This window comes from Sanguibacter suarezii NBRC 16159, assembly GCF_001552735.1.
GTDB lineage: Bacteria > Actinomycetota > Actinomycetes > Actinomycetales > Cellulomonadaceae > Sanguibacter > Sanguibacter suarezii.
On the sequence record NZ_BCRT01000006.1, the window covers coordinates 73,124 to 89,055 of the forward strand.

The following is a 15,932-nucleotide window of genomic DNA, read 5'->3' on the forward strand; positions in this document are numbered from 1 at the left end:
CTAGCTGCTGTGCTCGGGGACCCCGACCCTATCCCAAAGACCTACCGAGTGGTCGGTAATTGGTGAGGCCCGGAGCCAAGACGCTGGTCAGACGCGCGTCCGCTCGGCGCGCGCCGCCCGGAAGGCGGCCCACGCACCGGTCGACCACAGCGCCCACACCACGAGCAGCGGCTGGAAGAGGAGCCGGACGGCGCGCGCCTGGTCGGAGTCGAGCCCGAAGGCATCGGTCCGCGTGACCAGCTGGGAGATGTTCCCCGGGAAGATCGCCACGAAGAACGCCGCGACGAGCCAGCCGACCTGCACCCGCCGCCCCGGCAGCACCAGCAGCGCCCCACCGAGGGAGATCTCCATGACGCCCGAGACGACCACGACCGTGTCCGGGGTGACCGGCACCCACCGAGGGACCTGGGCGAGGAACTCCGTGCGGGCGAAGGTCAGGTGGCTGATCCCGGCGAAGACGAGGAAGGCTCCCAGCGCGAGGCGCCCCACGGTCCGGGGCGCAGAGCTGGGCGGGGTGAGGGAGGTGTCAGAGTCCATCCCCTATGGTCACCCCGCCGTCCCCTCCCAGCCCGCTGAGCGGGCTAGACGGTCTGGCTCGAGTACGCCTCGACCTTGGCGTCGATGGCGCTGAGGTGCGCGGTGACCTGAGCGAGCTGGGCGAGCACGGCGAGGCGGTGCGTCTGCAACAGCTCCAGGCGCTCCCGCTCGTTGCCGGCGCCCTCCCGGACCAGCTGGGCGTAGCGGCTGACGTCGCGGATCGGCATGCCGGTGGCACGCAGGCAGGTGATGAGCGTGATCCAGCTGATGTCGTCCTCGCAGTAGCGACGGTGCCCGGTGGGCGAGCGGTCCACCTCGCGCAGCAGCAGCCCGTCACGTTCGTAGTACCGCAGGGTGTGCACGGACAGCCCCGTCCGCGCGGCAGCCTCGGCGATCGTCAGATGCATGGTCACAGTCAACACCGTGACCAGCCCAGATCCGGTGACCGCGAGCGGCAGGCCGCCCGGGTGGCGTAGTGTCCGCCGGAGCGCCACAGGGACTCGCCGCGGCGCGGAGGAGGACCCCCGTGCGTGCCGCGATCATCGGCGTGGGCGACATCGCCCGCAAGGCCTACCTGCCCGTGCTCTGCGCAGACCCGCGCCTCACCCCGGTGCTGGTCAGCCGCACCGCCCAGGTGCGCGACGACGTCGCTCGGGCCTACCGCATCCCCGACACCTTCAGCTCGGTCACCGAGGCGCTCGCCAGCGGCCTCGACGTGGCCTTCGTGCACGCCGCGACGGTGGCGCACGCCGAGATCCTCGACGAGCTCATCGCCGCCGGGGTGCACGTCTACGTCGACAAGCCCATCGACGACACCGCCGCCGGGGCCACCCGCCTCGCCGAGGCGGCCCGCCGCGCGGGGGTGAGCCTCGCCGTCGGCTTCAACCGCCGCTTCGCACCCGAGTACGCGGCGCTCGCGGCCTGGGCTGACCGGGACACGGTGATCCTCGGCAAGCACCGGTTCGCCGCACCGTCCCCGCGGGTCTCCGAGGTCACGGCCGGGCGCCTCGACGACGACCGCTCCCTGATCTTCGACGACTTCATCCACGTGCTGGACACCCTGCGCTTCCTCGGCGCAGAAGGAGCCGACGGCGTGGACGTCTCGGCCCGCCGCGACGACGGCGAGCTGCGCCGCATCCAGGTGGTGCTGCGCGACGGTCAGCGCCGGGCGACCGGCCTGATGGACCGCGACAGCGGCGTCACGACCGAGGAGCTCGACGTGTTCGCCCCCGGACGCCGCGCCCGCGTGCGAGACCTGGCGGAGGTGACCACCTACGCCGGCGGCACCACGACCGTGCGCCACCGCCAGGAGTGGACCTCGGTCGCCTACCAGCGCGGCTTCCGCAGCGCGGTGGGTGCCTTCATCGGCGCCGTGAGCGCCGGTCAGGTGCTCGACGCCGCGGACGCCGTGCGCACCCACGAGCTGTGCGAGGCGGTCGTGGAACAGCTGAGCCAGATCTGACGGGTGCCGCCGACGGGTGCCGCTGACGGGTGCCGCCGCAGACACGCAGACCGCACAGCGGCGTCTGCCGTTGAGCGGGACCCGACGGTCGGCGACGATGGTCAGATGATCCGTGTGCAGGCCGTCGTCACCGGCGCCGTCCAGGGGGTCGGCTTCCGCTGGGCCACCCGGCGCGAGGCCGCGCGGCTGGCCGTGGCAGGGTTCGTGCGCAACCGGCCCGACGGCAGCGTCGAGGTCGAGGTCGAGGGCGACCCGGACGCCGTCGGGCAGCTGGTGCGGTGGCTGGAGAAGGGGCCGCCCGCCGCGCAGGTGCGCCGGGTGCAGGTCGACGGCCGCCCGCCGCAGGGCACCACCGGCTTCGAGGTGGTCGAGGACGCCTGACCGCTGGTGCGCCGCCCGACCGTCACCGCCAGTCCTCCAGCCGGTCGAGCAGGGTGCGTCGGGCGCGGTGCACCCGGACCTTCGCGGCGACCTCCGTGATCCCCAGGATCGCGCCGACCTGGGCGTGGGTGTGACCGCTGAAGGTGTGCAGGACGAGGGCTGCCCGCTGGTCGAAGGGCAGGGCCATCACCGCCCGCACCACCGCGTCGTGATGATGATGGGCGACCACCACGGTGTCGGTCGTGGGGCTGTGCGCCGCGGGCTCGTCGAGCAGCGGCTGGGTGGGGTGCCGGGCCCGGCCGAGGTTGTGGCAGCGGTTGATGACGATCCGGACGAGCCAGGTGCTGAAGGTCGCGTCGCCATGGAAGCCGGGGAGGGCCTGCCAGGCGGCCAGCAGCGCGTCCTGGACGACGTCTTGAGCGTCCTGCGGGCTGCCGGTCATGCGCAGCGCCACCCGGAAGGCGAGCTCCTCGTGGCGGCGGACGAGGACCTCGAAGGCGCCCTCGTCACCGGACCGTGCCCGCTCCATGAGCTCGCGCTGCCGCCTGGAGTCCTCGGGCGGGACCGCGCCGAGGGCTGTCATGGGGACGGACACGTTCGCTGCATGAGCTGTAACCATTTGCGCTCGGCGGTGTCTAACTAGGTGTTGGTCACCATCATCGACGGTTACCGGTTCCCCAGCGCGGGGTGGGTGACACGCTCGACCACAGTCCAAGGGAGACGACCCACCGTGAGCACACCCACCGCACCCTCCAGCCCGACCCCCGGCGCCGCACCCGGCACCACGTCCACGCCCTCCGGCGGTGCCCTCGCCACCCAGACGGAGCTGCACCGCACGACGCAGGGCCGCACCACCATCGCCGACGGGGTGGTGCAGAAGATCGCCGGCCTGGCCGCCCGCGAGGTAGCGGGCGTGCACGCGCTCGGCGGCGGCACCGCCCGCGCGCTCGGCTCCCTGCGCGAGCGCATCCCCGGCGCCTCCCAGTCCGCCAGCCAGGGCGTGTCCGTTGAGGTCGGAGAGACGCAGGCGGCGGTCGACCTGGACATCGTCACCGAGTACGGCGTGTCCATCGCCGACGTCGCCCGGGCCGTGCGCCGCAACGTCATCTCCGCCGTCGAGGGCATGACCGAGCTGCAGGTCACCGAGGTCAACGTCTCGGTCAACGACATCCACCTGCCCAGCGACGACGACAACGAGCCGGAGTCACGAGTCCAGTGACCCAGTCCGCGGATCAGGGAGCGTGGGTCGATCTCACCGCGCCCGAACCCGCTGACGTCATCGCCACCGCCGTCTCCCGGTGCCCGGACGTGGTCGCCTTGTCCTCCGGCGGCCTGCGCCCGGTGGCCACCTACCTCACCGGGCGCCAGGTGCCCGGGGTCCACGTCGACGACGACCGGGTCCGGGTAGCCCTGGTGGGCGCGATGGGCGTGCCGATCCCGACGATCGCCGCGCAGGTCCGCGCGGCCGTCGCCCCCTTCGCCGGGGGCCGGGCGATCGACGTGGACGTCGTCGACATCCAGCCGGCGGCCACGCCGCCTGCCCGCGAGGCTGGCCAGGCCGGCCAGGCCGGCCGAACCAACGAGCTTCGCCCTGCCCCCCAGGCTCGCGGAGGCTGACCCCGCCTGCCCGCCACGTCCTTCTCCGTCCGTCGGTTGCTCTGGAGGTTGCCATGTCACCGTCCGTCGTCGGCCTGTTCGCAGGTCTGCTGCTCGGCCTGGGCTGGGTCGTCGGGGGCTTCTACGCCTTCGTCGGCGTCGCAGTGCTGGGTGCCATCGGTCTGTTCATCGGCAAGGTCGTCGCGGGTGAGATCGACCTGACGCCCTACCTGGGCGGCGGACGCCGCACCCCGAAATGACCGCCATGAGCGACACCGACCCGGGTGAGCGTGGGCGTCTGCACATCGCCGAGCGGGTCGTGGAGCGGGTGGCCGGGTACGCGGTCACCTTGGTCCCGGACGCCACCGCCGCGCCGCGCCGGGTGCTGGGCCGGTCCATGGGCCAGCGCGACGAGGAGGACGAGGCCAAGGTCAGCGCGGAGGTGCACGGCGGTACGGCCAGCGTGCACGCCACGATCGCGGTGCGCTGGCCGGCGTCGGTGAGAGCAGTGGCTCAGGAGGTCCGCACCCGCATCCGCGACGACCTCACCCACATCACCCAGGTGACGGTCGACCACGTCGACATCGACGTGGTGAGCCTGCCCGCGGAGACCACACGCACCCGAAGGGTCCGGTGACCCCCATGGCGCTCACCCGTCGCATCCTGTCGGTTCTGCTGGCTCTGGTCCTGCTGCTGGGCGGGCTCCTGGCGGCCGTGGAGATCGTGCTGGCCCTGCTGGGCCGCGAGCCCTGGCTCCTGCCGCACGAGGACTGGGCCAACCAGCTCGGGGACCGGAGCTGGGACGAGTCCACCGTCCGCACCGTGCTGGGCGTGGTCGCCGTCGTCGGCCTGCTGCTGCTGCTGGTCGGGCTGAGCCGGGGGCGTCCTGCCGCGCTCACCCTGCCCGCCCGCGCCGACGGACCGGGTGCGGTCACCGTGACCGCCTCCCGCCGGGGCATCGAGCGGAGCCTGGAGCAGGCGGTGCGCGAGTCCGACGGGATCACCGGAGCCAAGGTCACGGTGTCCCGGCGCACCGCGACCGTCTACGCGACCAGCAGCACCCGCGTCCCCGGTGACCTGCGCGCCGGCGTCGAGCAGTCCCTCGCCGACCGGCTGGCTGAGCTCGGCCTGACGGACACGCTGCGCACCAGGGTGCGCGTCACGTCGCGGGAGGCGAGATGAGGTCCCACGCGAGCAGGGTCAACCGCACCGCGCTCACCGTCCTCGGGCTGCTGCTGCTGGCGGCTGGAGTGCTGGGGGTCGTGCTGAGCTCCGGAGGGTTCGGAGAGCGGCGAGCGGCCTCCGCGGTGGTGCCCCAGGACCTGCGCGAGCTGGCCGCGGACAGCTGGTGGTTCTGGCCGGCGCTCGCGGTGGTCGCGCTGATCATCGCCTACCTGGGATGGCGGTGGCTCACGGCTCAGGTGCGCACCGACCGGCTGCGTCAGCTCGACCTCACCGGCAACCCGCGCGAGGGCACCACGACCATCGACACCTCCGCGATCACCCGGGCCCTGGCCGACGAGGTCGACGACCTGCCCGGGGTGTCCGGGGCCGCCGCACACCTGCGCGGCCACGGTGCGCCCCGGATGGACCTCGTCGTCGACCTCACCCGCCGTGCCGACGTCGCGCTGGTTCGCAAGCGGCTGGAGACCGAGGTGGTCCCGCGGCTGCGGCAGGCCTTGGACGACCCGGACCTGCCGGTGGCCATCCAGCTCCGGCCGGGCAAGAACACCAGTCGCGACCTGAGGTGATCGCGGCCGGGTGCCGGCGGCGGGAGAGCGTCTCTCCCGCCGCTGAGCAGTCAGTATCCTCAGGCCATGCCACGTCTGACTGACCCCGTCGTGCCTGCGGGAACGATGACCGCGATGCCGCAGCCGACCCTGGAGCGGGACGGCCTCGTGCTGCGCCCCTTCGAGGCAGGAGACGCCCCTGCCGTCGTCGCCGCGTACGCCGATCCCGGCATCCGGCGCTGGCACGTGCGCACGATGGTCGACGCCGGGGAGGTGGCGAGCTGGATCTCCGACCGCGCCGACCGCTGGCAGGGCGAGCGCGGCGGCGACTGGGCGGTGCTGCGCGACGGCGAGCTGGCCGGACGAGCCGGCCTCAACGCCGTCGACCTCGAGGAGGGCTCGGCCGAGCTGGCGTACTGGGTGGTCCCGGGGGCACGGGGCGCCGGCGTCGCCGTCCGCGCCGCGCGGCTGCTCACCGACTGGGCGTTGAGCGACCTCGGGCTGCACCGGGTGGGCCTGGAGCACTCGACCCAGAACGAGGCGTCCTGCCGGGTGGCCCTGCGGGCCGGGCTGGCCGCCGAGGGCGTGCGGCGCAGCTCGGTGCTGCACGCCGACGGGTGGCACGACATGCACGTCCACGCCCGCATCGCGGACTGATCGCGGGCGCGGACGGATCCCCGGCGGCTCAGCTCGGCTGGGCGGCCAGCTCCGGCTCGGCGGCGTCGCCCATGCGGCGGGCGATGACCGCGCACACGATGAGCTGGATCTGGTGGAAGATCATCAGCGGCAGCACCATGACGCCGATGCTCGCGGCCGGCAGCAGCACGGTCGCCATCGGGATGCCGCTCGCCAGGGACTTCTTGGACCCGCACATGAGCAGCACCACCCGGTCCGCGCGGGAGAAGCCGAGGCGGTGGCCCAGCGACGTGGTGATCCCCAGCACCGCTGCGAGCACCACCACGCAGACCACGCCGACGGCGATGATCGAGCCGACCGAGACCGTGGACCAGATGCCGTCCACGACACCCTGGCTGAAGGCGGAGTACACGACAAGGATGACCGAGCCGCGGTCGGTGAACGTCGTCAGCCGCTTGTGCCGCAGCACCCAGGGCGCCAGCCAGCGCCGCACGAGCTGCCCGGCGATGAAGGGCGCGAGCAGCTGCAGCCCGATCTTCCCGATCGAGTCGGTCGAGAAGCCGACCGTCCCGCCCAGCAGCAGCGCCACCAGCAGCGGGGTGATGACGATCCCGGCGAGGTTGGAGAAGGACGCCGCCACGACCGACCCGGCGACGTTCCCGCGGGCGATCGAGGTGAAGGCGATCGAGGACTGCACCGTCGAGGGCAGCAGGCACATGAACAGCAGGCCGTCGGCGAGGTCGCTCGGGATGATCGTGCCCGGCAGCAGCTGGGTGAGCAGGCCGAGCAGGGGGAACACGACGAAGGTCACCGCCAGGACGCTGCCGTGCAGGCGCCAGTCACGCAGCGCGTTGACGGCCTCCTGGGTGGGCAGGCGCACGCCGTAGAGGAAGAACAACCACCCCACCGCGATGACGACGGCGTAGTCGAGCACGTCCGCGGTGGTGCCGCGGGCGGGCAGCAGCGTAGCGAGCAGGACGGCCCCGAGCAGCGCCACGATGAACAGGTCGACGCGGGCGATGACCCGCCGCACAGCGTTCATCGGTCCTCGTCGTGCAGACCGGTGGGCGGTCCCGCGGGACGGTCTGGCGGCAGGGCCGTGAGCAGGTCAGAGGTCGTGGTGGTGAATCCGAAGCATTGGCGCACGGTGTAGATGGTCGCATCGAAACAGAACTGGGGTGAGGTGGTGGCGACCGCGTCCTCGAGCAGCACCACGTCGTAGCCGATGTTCGCGGCGTCCATGAGGGTGGACAGCACGCACTGGTCGGCGTTGACCCCGGCGAACAGCACGGTGTCGATCCGCAGGTTGCGCAGGATCGAGTCCAACGGGGTGTCCACGAACCCGCTCATCCGGTACTTGTCCACGTGGATGTCGCCCGGCTCGGCCACGAGCTCGTCCACCGTGCCCGCCGACCATGAGCCGGCCTCGAGCACCGGCGTGCCCGCCGGGTTGCTCGGCGACCCGATGCCGACGCCGGCCCCGGCCGGGTCGTAGACGTGCAGCACCCCGGGCGGCAGGTTCGCGCGGTCGGGCCGGTTGCCCCAGTTGAGCCAGAGGACCGGCACCCCCTGTGCGCGCAGCGCGGGCAGCGCCGCGGCGAGCACCGGGATCGGCCCGCGGGCCGCCGTGACGTCCACGCCGATCCCGGCGAGCCAGCCCTCGGGGTGGCAGAAGTCGTTCTGCATGTCCACCACGACGACGGCCGTGCGGGTCAGGTCGAGGGTGAGGCGCTGCGGGGCGGCGGCCACGGTCACCGGCCGCGGCGGGATCGCCGGACGGCGCAGGTCGGCTGCGTCCGGTGACAGCGTCCAGGCGTTGCGGGCACCGGCCGCCGTCCGCGCCGTGCTGGTGGGGTGCGAGGTGGTCACAGTGATCCTCCGGTGGCGAGCTCGACGAGGGAACGGTCCTGTCCCGGTCCGGCGACCAGGCACAGCCCGACCGGTGACGTGCCCACCCGCGGGGTCGGCACGGACAGGGCGGGCAACCCGGCGAGGCTCGCCAGGCAGGTCAGCCGCAGGGTCGCGGCACGGGTGAAGTCGATCTCGACGGCGCTCGCGCCCACCCGCGGGGCGGTGCTCGAGGTGCTCGGCAGGGCCAGCGCCGTCCCCGGTGGCAGCAGCGCCGTCAGGGCGGCGCGGGCCTGGTCGAGGACCGCGGTCGCGGTCTCCAGCTCCTGGGCGGTGATCTGCGCGCCCGCGAGGAAACGGTCCTCGACCGCGGGCTCGAAGGCACCCGGCGCGGCCGCCACGAAGGCCCCGTGCTCCGCCCAGCCCTGGGCTGCCTGGACGGTGCGGAAGGCGGCGAACCAGGACTCGAGCTGCCCGGGACCGATCTCGGTCGCCGTCTCCACGACGGCGTCGGAGGTCAGGGCGAGAGCGAGCAGCGCCGCGCTGACGGCCTCCTGCACCGCGGGCCCGGCGAGGTCCATGAGCGCAGGCACCACGACGACCCGGGTGATCGGGTCCGTGGGCTGGTGCTGGGGCGGGAGCAGGGCGTCCGCCGCGGCGGCGAGGTGGGCGGCGGTGCGGGTGAGCACCCCGACGGCGTCGAAGGCCGGGGCGAGGCCGACGAGCCCGTCGCGTGGGACGACGTCGTGCGTGGTGCGCAGGCCGTAGAGGCCGCAGTAGGAGGCCGGGACGCGCACGGACCCGGCGGTGTCGGTGCCGAGCGCGACGTCGGCCAGGCCGGCGGCCACGGCCGCAGCGGGCCCGGAGGTCGAGCCGCCGGTGATCGCACCGGGGGCGGCGGCGTTGGGTGGGGTGCCGTAGTGGATGTTCGTGCCGGCCAGGGAGAAGGCGAGCTCGTCGGTGTGGGCGATGCCCGCGATCCGTGCGCCGGCGTCGAGCAGGGCGGTGACCGCCCACGCGGAGTCCGTCTCGACCGGGGCGGCGGCCAGCCAGGCCGGGTTCCCGGCGCCGATGCGGTGGCCGGCCACCGCGAAGAGGTCCTTGACCGCGACGGTCAGGCCGGTGAGCGGGAGGCCAGCAGACGGCGCGGGCTCAGGGAAGGGCGCGAGCTCGTTGACGTCGGTGGCAGCGACCCGCCAGATGGTGCTGAGGTCTGCGCCGTCGGGCAGGTGCGGCGCCGGGGGCGCTGGAGCGAGGGAGACGTGCGCGGTCGTCACCTGCCACCGTCCGGCGTCGAGCGACCAGACCTGGGTCTGCACGCCGGTGCCGCCGTCCGCGCGGACCGACTCGGCGACCACGAGCGCGGTCGTGGGGGAGAGGTCCCGCACGTGCACCCGGGTGAGGCGGCGGGGTGGGACAGGCGGGCGCCCGGCGCGGAAGGCGGCGATCTGCTCGTGCCCGACGAGCGTCGTACCGCCGTCGCTGCGGATGGTGGCCGGTGAGCTGGCGAAGAGCGCGTCGAGGACCGCGACGTCGTTGGCCATGAGGGCCTGCTCGTAGCGCCAGAAGGCCTGCAGGAGCTTCGTGCGGGGGTCGATCATCGGGTCCTCCAGGGCGGGCCGGTGCGGCACGGGGTCTCGATCAATGTATACGAAGCATGTTTCGAGCAGTTTTCATGCGTCAAGGAGCAGCAAGTGCCAGCAACGGCACCGCGCGCCGACGTATACCAAGGCGACTACAGTGGCTCCATGAGCACACCCCCGGTCAATCTTGTCGCCCAGGTGACCCAGCTGCTGCGCCAGGACATCGTCGACGGGCGCCTGGAGCCCGGGGAACGGCTGACCGAGGCCCGGCTGAGCGAGCGGTACGGCGTCTCCCGGGTGCCGGTCCGTGAGGCGTTGCGGATGCTCGAGGGCGAAGGCTTCATCGCCACCGACCGCCCGCGGATGCGGACGGTCGCGGTGATCAGCGACCAGGACGCCGACGACCTGTTCACCGTACGGGTGACCGTCGAGGGACTGACCGCGGCGCGCGCCGCCCAGGAGATCACCCCGGAGGGTCTGCGGACGCTGCGCTCGATCCTGGCCGCCGGGCAGGAGGCGCTGGCGACCGGGCGCACGGAGCTGCTGCCCCAGCTCAATACGGACCTGCACCGGGCGATCGCCGCGGCCAGCGGGAGCGCCATGCTCGTCTCCCTGTTCAACCAGATCTCGGGGAAGATCGCCTGGATCTACCGCGGGACGGTGGAGACGCGGGCGCCCTCCTCGTGGGCGGAGCACGCGGAGATCGTCGGGGCGATCATGGACCGCGACCCCGACCGCGCTCGCGACCTCGTGGTCGCCCACATCGAGCGGTCTCGGAGCACGACGCTGCGCGACGCCGGTGCCGGCACCGGTCCCCGCGCCGGTGACTGAGGCTTCCGCGGCGATGTCCTGCGTCACGTCACGTGGACCTCGTGTGCGCGGGTCCCGGCGTGACAGCGCGCCCCTGACCTGCGATGTCTCTCCGCAGAAAGGGCAGAAAACACCGAACCTCCACACCCTGGCGACGTCTCGTCCGTGGGATCGGTGCGCACGATCCCCCGGCAGGTGAAACGATTGTGCGCTGGTACTGCGACCAGTTCGGCGACTGTAGGGGATGCACGTGAACGGCAACGCAACATCGGCCCACCAGAACGTGGCACTGCTGTCCCTCGCCACGACGCTGGCGGACCGGATCACCACGTCGGCAGAGATCGAGTCACGCCTGGGCGCGACGCTCAAGCGGCTCCGCCTGCCGACGGGCCTGCTGCAGCGAGTCGCCGGCATCACCGAACGACGCAACTGGGCCGAGGGACAGAGCTTCGAGACCGCCGCCATCGCAGCCGGCGAGAAGGCGCTCGCCGAGGCCGGCATCGACGCGAGCGAGGTGGGGCTGCTCATCAACACCTCGGTCACCCGCAAGCACCTGGAGCCCTCGGTCGCGGTCCGGATGCACCACGGCCTCGGACTGCCGTCCTCGGCGATCAACTTCGACCTCGCCAACGCCTGCCTCGGCTTCGTCAACGGGATGAGCCTCGCCGCCCAGCTCATCGACTCCGGCGCGGTCCGCTACGCGATGATCATCAACGGCGAGGACGCCGACGAGATCCAGGACAACACCATCGAGCGGCTCAACCGCCCCGGGATCGGCCGCAAGGAGTTCATGAGCGAGTTCGCGAGCCTGACCCTGGGCTCCGGCGCCGCCGCGGCGCTCCTCGGCCCGGCCGACCTCCACGCCTCCGGCCACCGCATCCTCGGCGGGGTCACCCGCGCGGCCACCCAGTTCAACGACCTGTGCGTGGGATCGGTCAACGGGATGTACACCGACGCCAAGGCGCTGCTCAAGGGCGGCATGGAGCTCGTGGTCGCCGCGTGGCAGGAAGCCAAGAAGGACTGGGACTGGTCCTCGATGGACCGCTACATCCTGCACCAGGTGTCCTCGATCCACACCGACGCCATCGTCAAGGCCGCCGGGCTGGACCGCACCAAGGTGCCGGTCACCTACCCGCAGTACGGCAACGTCGGCCCGGCCTCCATCCCGATCACCCTGTCCCGCGAGGCCGCCACGCTGTCCCCCGGGGACCGGGTGCTGCTCATGGGAGTGGGGTCCGGGCTCAACACCGCGATGATGGAAATTGCGTGGTGACGGGACAGTGACCTACGACCTCCCCGCCTCGGCGTCGATCACGGCGCCGGCGGCGCTGCCTCCGCGCGGCCTCGACGGCCTCGACCCCGCCTTCTCCCACCTGGTGACCGTCCCGGCCGCCGGCGACGAGCCGGACCGCACCTGGCACCTGCTCGACAACGCCTCCCAGCTCGACGCCCTGGGCGTCACCCCGGTCGGCACCATCCTGTGCGTGCACGGCAACCCCACCTGGTCCTACCTGTGGCGCCGCCTCGTCACCGACGCCACCGCCCACGCCGCGACCGCGGGCGCGCAGGCCTGGCGGGTGATCGCCGTGGACCAGCTCGACATGGGGTTCTCCGAGCGCACCGGCGCCCAGCGCACCCTGCCGCAGCGGGTCCGTGACCTGGGCGCGCTCACCGCGCACCTCGGCCTCACCGGACCGGTCGTCACCCTCGGGCACGACTGGGGCGGGGTGGTCTCCGCTGGCTGGGCCATCGACCACCCGGACCAGCTCCGGGCGCTCATGCTGCTCAACACGGCGGTGCACCAGCCCGCAGCCGACCCGATCCCCGCTCCGCTGCGCCTCGCGCTGCGCCCGGCGATCCTCGGCGCGGCGACCGTGCAGACCCCCGGGTTCCTGGAGACGACGCTCGCCCTGGCGCACCCGGCGCTGCGCCGCGAGGTCAAGGCAGGCTTCCGTGCGCCCTACACCGACGCCGCCCGCCGCGGCGGGATCGGCGGCTTCGTCGCGGACATCCCCGTCGACGCGGACCACGCCTCCACCCCCGAGCTCGACCGCATCGCCGACGGCCTGCGGTCCCTGGACGTCCCCGCGCTCCTGCTGTGGGGTCCCCGTGACCCGGTCTTCAGCGACCGGTACCTCGACGACCTCGTCGACAGGCTGCCGCACGCGGACGTGCACCGTTTCGAGGGCGCCGGGCACCTCGTCGCCGAGGACGTCGACTACGCGGGCACCGTCCTGACCTGGCTCGAGGGCGCATTGCCGGCAATCGCCGACGCCCCCGCCGCCGACGCCGCAGCTACTGATGCCCCCACCGCCGACGCCCCCGCCCTCACGCAGTGGTCACCCGAGCTGCGCCCGCTGTGGCACCAGCTCGAGGCCCTCGCTGACTCGCCCGACACCGCCCTCGTCGAGATGGCTCCGGCCTCCGGCCCGGCCCCGCGGACCGTCAGCTGGCGCCTGCTCTCCCGGCGGGTCACCGAGATCGCCGCGGGCCTGTCCGCGGCCGGCGTCCGCCACGGGGACCGGGTCTCCCTGCTCGTCCAGCCCGGCGCGGACCTCACCGCCGTGCTCTACGCCTGCCTGCGCATCGGGGCCGTCGTCGTCGTGGCCGACGCCGGGCTCGGCGTCCGCGGGCTCACCCGCGCCGTGCGCGGGGCATGGCCCGCCCACGTCATCGGCGCGCTGCCGGGCCTGAGCGCGGCTCGTGCCCTCGGCTGGCCCGGTCAGAAGATCTCCGTCGTCGACCTCGCCCCGCCCGCCCGGCGCGCGCTCGGCGTCCAGCACACGCTGCGCGAGATCGTCGAGCGCGGCGCAGAGCTCCTGGGCTCAGACCTGCTCGGCTCAGACCTGCGCAACGCCGGTCCCGCGCTGCCGCCCCCGCCTGCCCCGCAGGACCAGGCCGCGATCCTCTTCACCTCCGGCTCGACCGGACCTGCCAAGGGTGTCGTCTACACCCACGCCCAGCTCAGCGCGGTCCGCGACGTGCTCGCCGCCCAGTACGACGTGGGCGTCGGCACCGGCCTGGTGGCCGGGTTCGCGCCCTTCGCGCTGCTCGGCCCGGCGCTGGGGACCCGCTCGGTCACCCCGGACATGGACGTCACCGCCCCCCGCACGCTCACCGCGCGCGGGGTCGCCGCAGCGGTGGCGGCTGCCGACGCCACCGTCGTCTTCCTCTCACCCGCCGCGATCACCAACGTCGTGGCCACCGCGGGCGAGCTCACGGACGAGGACCGCACCGCCCTGGCGGGGGTACAGACCTTCCTGTCCGCCGGAGCGCCGATCTCCGAGGCGCTGCTCGACGCCGTCGCCGAGATCATGCCCGGCGCGACCGGGCACACGCCCTACGGCATGACCGAGGGCCTGCTGCTCACCGACATCACCGCCGAGGGCATCGCCGACGCACGTGCTCTCTCCGAGGCGGCCGGCCGCAGCCTCGGGGTGTGCGTGGGCTCACCGACCGGGCCGGCGCGGGTGCTCATCAGCGCCCTCGACGCCGACGGCCGGGCGACCGGCGTGCCCAGCGACACCCCCGGGGTGACCGGAGAGATCGTGGCCTCCGCGCCGCACCTCAAGGACCACTACGACCGGTTGTGGCTGACCAACGAGGCGAGCGTGCGCGGCACCGACGCCGGACGCTGGCACCGCACCGGCGACGTCGGGCACCTGGACGACGCCGGTCGGCTCTGGATCGAAGGACGCCTCGCGCACGTCATGGTCACCGCGACCGGTGTGGTGACCCCGGTCGGGATCGAGCAGGACATCGAGTCGCTGCCGCAGGTCGCGCGCGCGGCCGTGGTCGGCGTCGGGCCGGTGGGGACCCAGCAGCTCGTCGCGGTCGTCGAGACCACGCCGCCGGTGCGGCGCGTGCAGCGCGCCTCGAGCGAGCTGGCCGCCGCGGTGCGCGCGGTGAGCCACGAGCCGGTGGCCGCGGTGCTCGTGGTCCCCGTCCTGCCCACCGACGTGCGCCACAACTCCAAGATCGATCGCGCGTACCTGTCCGGATGGGCCGGTGCTGCGCTCTCCGGCGGCCGGCTGCGCCCGCCGACCTCCGCCACCCGGCGCCTGCCCTGATGCGAGGAGAAGCATGAAGGTCCTCATCACCGGCGCGAGCGGCTTCCTCGGTCGCACGGTCGTCGCCCACGCGCTGGCCGCCGGCCACGAGGTCCGCACCTTCCAGCGGCGCCCCAGCGGGGTCGACGGCGCGAGCGACGAGCTCGGCTCGGTCACCGACGCCGGCGACGTGGAGCGTGCCATGGACGGCATGGAGGCGGTCATCCACCTCGCAGCCAAGGTCTCCCTCGCGGGCGACCTGGCGGAGTTCGCCGCCGTGAACATCACCGGCACCCAGACCATGCTCGACGCCGCACGCCGCCACGGCGTGCAGCGCTTCGTCCAGGTGTCCTCGCCCTCGGTGGCCCACGCGGGGCACTCGATCGTCGGCGACGACGCCCTGCCGGCGGACCCCGAGCACGCCCGAGGCGACTACGCCCGTACCAAGGCTGCCGGTGAGCTCGTGGCCCTGGCGGCCGACTCCCCGGAGCTGCACGTGGTCGCCGTGCGCCCGCACCTGGTGTGGGGCCCGGGGGACACCCAGCTCGTGGAGCGGGTGGTCGAGCGGGCCCGCGCGGGCCGGCTGCCGCTGCTGGGTGACGGCACCGCGCTCATCGACTCGACCTACGTCGACAACGCCGCCTCGGCGATCGTGGCAGCGCTGCACCGGGCCGACGTCGCGCACGGGCAGGCCTATGTGGTGACCAACGGGGAGCCGCGGATGGTGGCCGAGCTGCTCGAGGGGATCTGCCTCGCCGCAGGGGTGCGACCGCCCCGCTGGAAGGTGCCCGCCTCCCTGGCCCGCGCGGCCGGCGGTGCGATCGAGCGCGTCTGGGCGGTGCGCCCCGGGGTCGACGAACCCCCGATGACGCGGTTCCTCGCCGAACAGCTCTCCACAGCGCACTGGTTCGACCAGCGGCGCACCCGCCGTGACCTCGACTGGACACCCGAGGTGTCGGTCGAGGACGGCTTGGCGCGGCTGGCGGTCAGCTACCGCTGACGAGCAGCCTGACGGTCAGGCCGACGGTCAGGCCAGGGTGAGGAAGAGCTTCTCGAGCTTCTCGATGTCAGCCGGGCCGTTCTCCTCGTCGCTCAGGCAGCCCTTGAGGCCGGAGGCGATGATGGCGAAGCCCGCCCGGTCCAGTGCCTTGGACACGGCGGAGAGCTGGACGACGAGCTCGGCGCAGTCGCCGCCCTCGTCGATCATCCGCACGACCGCGGCGAGCTGGCCCTGAGCCCGCTTGAGGCGGTTCGAGACCTTTTTCATCTCGACGGAGTCGAGCTGCATGATGTGTCCTCT

The 15,932-nt window shown here is 73.4% G+C and carries 20 protein-coding genes; 13 read left to right on the plus strand and 7 right to left on the minus strand.

The features are described from left to right. Window positions 1-87: 87 nt before the first annotated feature. Together SS2_RS02905 and SS2_RS02910 are read right to left on the minus strand one after the other, a co-directional pair. Window positions 88-537, minus strand: coding sequence for a DoxX family protein (locus SS2_RS02905; RefSeq protein ID WP_066460880.1), 450 nt, complete (start codon window positions 535-537; stop codon window positions 88-90). 44 nt (window positions 538-581) lie between these two features. Further along, window positions 582-944, minus strand: coding sequence for a MerR family transcriptional regulator (locus tag SS2_RS02910; RefSeq protein ID WP_066460881.1), 363 nt, complete (start codon window positions 942-944; stop codon window positions 582-584). 119 nt (window positions 945-1,063) lie between these two features. Between SS2_RS02910 and SS2_RS02915 the strand changes: the two genes are divergently transcribed. Next, complete coding sequence (locus SS2_RS02915; protein WP_066460882.1) at window positions 1,064-1,999, plus strand: Gfo/Idh/MocA family protein; 936 nt, start codon at window positions 1,064-1,066, stop codon at window positions 1,997-1,999. A gap of 105 nt (window positions 2,000-2,104) precedes the next feature. Then, the gene (locus SS2_RS02920; RefSeq protein WP_066460883.1) at window positions 2,105-2,380 is read left to right on the plus strand and encodes an acylphosphatase; all 276 of its coding nucleotides are present in this window, start codon (window positions 2,105-2,107) and stop codon (window positions 2,378-2,380) included. A gap of 22 nt (window positions 2,381-2,402) precedes the next feature. On the opposite strand, the gene SS2_RS02925 is transcribed toward SS2_RS02920, so the two are convergent. Next, window positions 2,403-2,975 (minus strand): RNA polymerase sigma factor, encoded by a 573-nt coding sequence (locus SS2_RS02925; protein ID WP_169796250.1) that lies wholly within the window; start codon window positions 2,973-2,975, stop codon window positions 2,403-2,405. Between the two features lie 135 nt (window positions 2,976-3,110). Here SS2_RS02925 and SS2_RS02930 point away from each other — a divergent pair, with 135 nt between their 5' ends. From SS2_RS02930 to SS2_RS02960, 7 genes are all read left to right on the plus strand, one after another. Beyond that, the gene (locus tag SS2_RS02930; protein WP_066460889.1) at window positions 3,111-3,599 is read left to right on the plus strand and encodes an Asp23/Gls24 family envelope stress response protein; all 489 of its coding nucleotides are present in this window, start codon (window positions 3,111-3,113) and stop codon (window positions 3,597-3,599) included. Next, window positions 3,596-3,997 (plus strand): Asp23/Gls24 family envelope stress response protein, encoded by a 402-nt coding sequence (locus SS2_RS02935; RefSeq protein WP_174523183.1) that lies wholly within the window; start codon window positions 3,596-3,598, stop codon window positions 3,995-3,997. Before SS2_RS02930 ends, SS2_RS02935 begins: the two co-directional genes overlap by 4 nt. A 53-nt stretch (window positions 3,998-4,050) precedes the next feature. Further along, entirely contained in the window at window positions 4,051-4,236 is a 186-nt protein-coding gene (locus tag SS2_RS02940; RefSeq protein WP_066460890.1) for a hypothetical protein, read from the plus strand. Between the two features lie 5 nt (window positions 4,237-4,241). Then, a complete protein-coding gene (locus tag SS2_RS02945; protein WP_217995561.1) occupies window positions 4,242-4,613 on the plus strand; it encodes an Asp23/Gls24 family envelope stress response protein in 372 nt (123 codons plus the stop codon). Between the two features lie 5 nt (window positions 4,614-4,618). Beyond that, the gene (locus SS2_RS02950; protein WP_066460892.1) at window positions 4,619-5,158 is read left to right on the plus strand and encodes a DUF6286 domain-containing protein; all 540 of its coding nucleotides are present in this window, start codon (window positions 4,619-4,621) and stop codon (window positions 5,156-5,158) included. Continuing rightward, window positions 5,155-5,727: an Asp23/Gls24 family envelope stress response protein gene (locus SS2_RS02955; RefSeq protein ID WP_066460896.1), complete on the plus strand. Its 573-nt coding sequence runs from the start codon at window positions 5,155-5,157 to the stop codon at window positions 5,725-5,727. The genes SS2_RS02950 and SS2_RS02955 overlap by 4 nt, the downstream gene beginning before the upstream one ends. 66 nt (window positions 5,728-5,793) lie before the next feature. After that, on the plus strand, window positions 5,794-6,363 hold the full coding sequence (locus SS2_RS02960; protein WP_066460898.1) for a GNAT family N-acetyltransferase: 570 nt from the start codon (window positions 5,794-5,796) through the stop codon (window positions 6,361-6,363). A gap of 28 nt (window positions 6,364-6,391) precedes the next feature. On the opposite strand, the gene SS2_RS02965 is transcribed toward SS2_RS02960, so the two are convergent. From SS2_RS02965 to SS2_RS02975, 3 genes are read right to left on the minus strand one after another with little or no spacing between them, the layout of a single operon-like run. After that, the gene (locus tag SS2_RS02965; protein ID WP_066460900.1) at window positions 6,392-7,384 is read right to left on the minus strand and encodes a bile acid:sodium symporter family protein; all 993 of its coding nucleotides are present in this window, start codon (window positions 7,382-7,384) and stop codon (window positions 6,392-6,394) included. Then, the gene (locus SS2_RS02970; protein ID WP_066460901.1) at window positions 7,381-8,211 is read right to left on the minus strand and encodes a cysteine hydrolase family protein; all 831 of its coding nucleotides are present in this window, start codon (window positions 8,209-8,211) and stop codon (window positions 7,381-7,383) included. The genes SS2_RS02965 and SS2_RS02970 overlap by 4 nt, the downstream gene beginning before the upstream one ends. Beyond that, window positions 8,208-9,821 carry an AtzH-like domain-containing protein gene (locus tag SS2_RS02975; RefSeq protein WP_245643315.1) on the minus strand — a complete coding sequence of 538 codons (1,614 nt, stop codon included), beginning with the start codon at window positions 9,819-9,821 and terminating at the stop codon, window positions 8,208-8,210. Before SS2_RS02975 ends, SS2_RS02970 begins: the two co-directional genes overlap by 4 nt. A 117-nt stretch (window positions 9,822-9,938) precedes the next feature. Here SS2_RS02975 and SS2_RS02980 point away from each other — a divergent pair, with 117 nt between their 5' ends. The 4 genes from SS2_RS02980 to SS2_RS02995 all read left to right on the plus strand — a co-directional run bounded on the left by SS2_RS02980 (window position 9,939) and on the right by SS2_RS02995 (window position 15,632). Next, window positions 9,939-10,604, plus strand: coding sequence for a GntR family transcriptional regulator (locus SS2_RS02980; protein ID WP_083941611.1), 666 nt, complete (start codon window positions 9,939-9,941; stop codon window positions 10,602-10,604). 223 nt (window positions 10,605-10,827) lie between these two features. Then, window positions 10,828-11,856: a 3-oxoacyl-ACP synthase III gene (locus SS2_RS02985; RefSeq protein ID WP_066460903.1), complete on the plus strand. Its 1,029-nt coding sequence runs from the start codon at window positions 10,828-10,830 to the stop codon at window positions 11,854-11,856. A 7-nt stretch (window positions 11,857-11,863) separates the two neighbouring features. Further along, the gene (locus tag SS2_RS02990) at window positions 11,864-14,653 is read left to right on the plus strand and encodes an alpha/beta fold hydrolase (protein WP_083941613.1); all 2,790 of its coding nucleotides are present in this window, start codon (window positions 11,864-11,866) and stop codon (window positions 14,651-14,653) included. Between the two features lie 13 nt (window positions 14,654-14,666). Further along, window positions 14,667-15,632 carry an NAD-dependent epimerase/dehydratase family protein gene (locus SS2_RS02995; RefSeq protein ID WP_066460905.1) on the plus strand — a complete coding sequence of 322 codons (966 nt, stop codon included), beginning with the start codon at window positions 14,667-14,669 and terminating at the stop codon, window positions 15,630-15,632. Window positions 15,633-15,659: 27 nt separating this feature from the next. On the opposite strand, the gene SS2_RS03000 is transcribed toward SS2_RS02995, so the two are convergent. Next, entirely contained in the window at window positions 15,660-15,920 is a 261-nt protein-coding gene (locus tag SS2_RS03000; protein ID WP_066460907.1) for a metal-sensitive transcriptional regulator, read from the minus strand. Between the last annotated feature and the right edge of the window lie 12 nt (window positions 15,921-15,932).

Excerpts from the sequence above, each read along its gene's own strand:
- SS2_RS02905 (WP_066460880.1), bottom strand. The coding sequence starts at position 537 with ATGGACTCTGACACCTCCCTCACCCCGCCCAGCTCTGCGCCCCGGACC.
- SS2_RS02910 (WP_066460881.1), bottom strand. The coding sequence starts at position 944 with ATGCATCTGACGATCGCCGAGGCTGCCGCGCGGACGGGGCTGTCCGTG.
- SS2_RS02920 (WP_066460883.1), top strand. The coding sequence starts at position 2,105 with ATGATCCGTGTGCAGGCCGTCGTCACCGGCGCCGTCCAGGGGGTCGGC.
- SS2_RS02940 (WP_066460890.1), top strand. The coding sequence starts at position 4,051 with ATGTCACCGTCCGTCGTCGGCCTGTTCGCAGGTCTGCTGCTCGGCCTG.
- SS2_RS02945 (WP_217995561.1), top strand. The coding sequence starts at position 4,242 with ATGAGCGACACCGACCCGGGTGAGCGTGGGCGTCTGCACATCGCCGAG.
- SS2_RS02950 (WP_066460892.1), top strand. The coding sequence starts at position 4,619 with ATGGCGCTCACCCGTCGCATCCTGTCGGTTCTGCTGGCTCTGGTCCTG.
- SS2_RS02955 (WP_066460896.1), top strand. The coding sequence starts at position 5,155 with ATGAGGTCCCACGCGAGCAGGGTCAACCGCACCGCGCTCACCGTCCTC.
- SS2_RS02960 (WP_066460898.1), top strand. The coding sequence starts at position 5,794 with ATGCCACGTCTGACTGACCCCGTCGTGCCTGCGGGAACGATGACCGCG.
- SS2_RS02965 (WP_066460900.1), bottom strand. The coding sequence starts at position 7,384 with ATGAACGCTGTGCGGCGGGTCATCGCCCGCGTCGACCTGTTCATCGTG.
- SS2_RS02980 (WP_083941611.1), top strand. The coding sequence starts at position 9,939 with ATGAGCACACCCCCGGTCAATCTTGTCGCCCAGGTGACCCAGCTGCTG.
- SS2_RS02985 (WP_066460903.1), top strand. The coding sequence starts at position 10,828 with ATGCACGTGAACGGCAACGCAACATCGGCCCACCAGAACGTGGCACTG.
- SS2_RS02995 (WP_066460905.1), top strand. The coding sequence starts at position 14,667 with ATGAAGGTCCTCATCACCGGCGCGAGCGGCTTCCTCGGTCGCACGGTC.
- SS2_RS03000 (WP_066460907.1), bottom strand. The coding sequence starts at position 15,920 with ATGCAGCTCGACTCCGTCGAGATGAAAAAGGTCTCGAACCGCCTCAAG.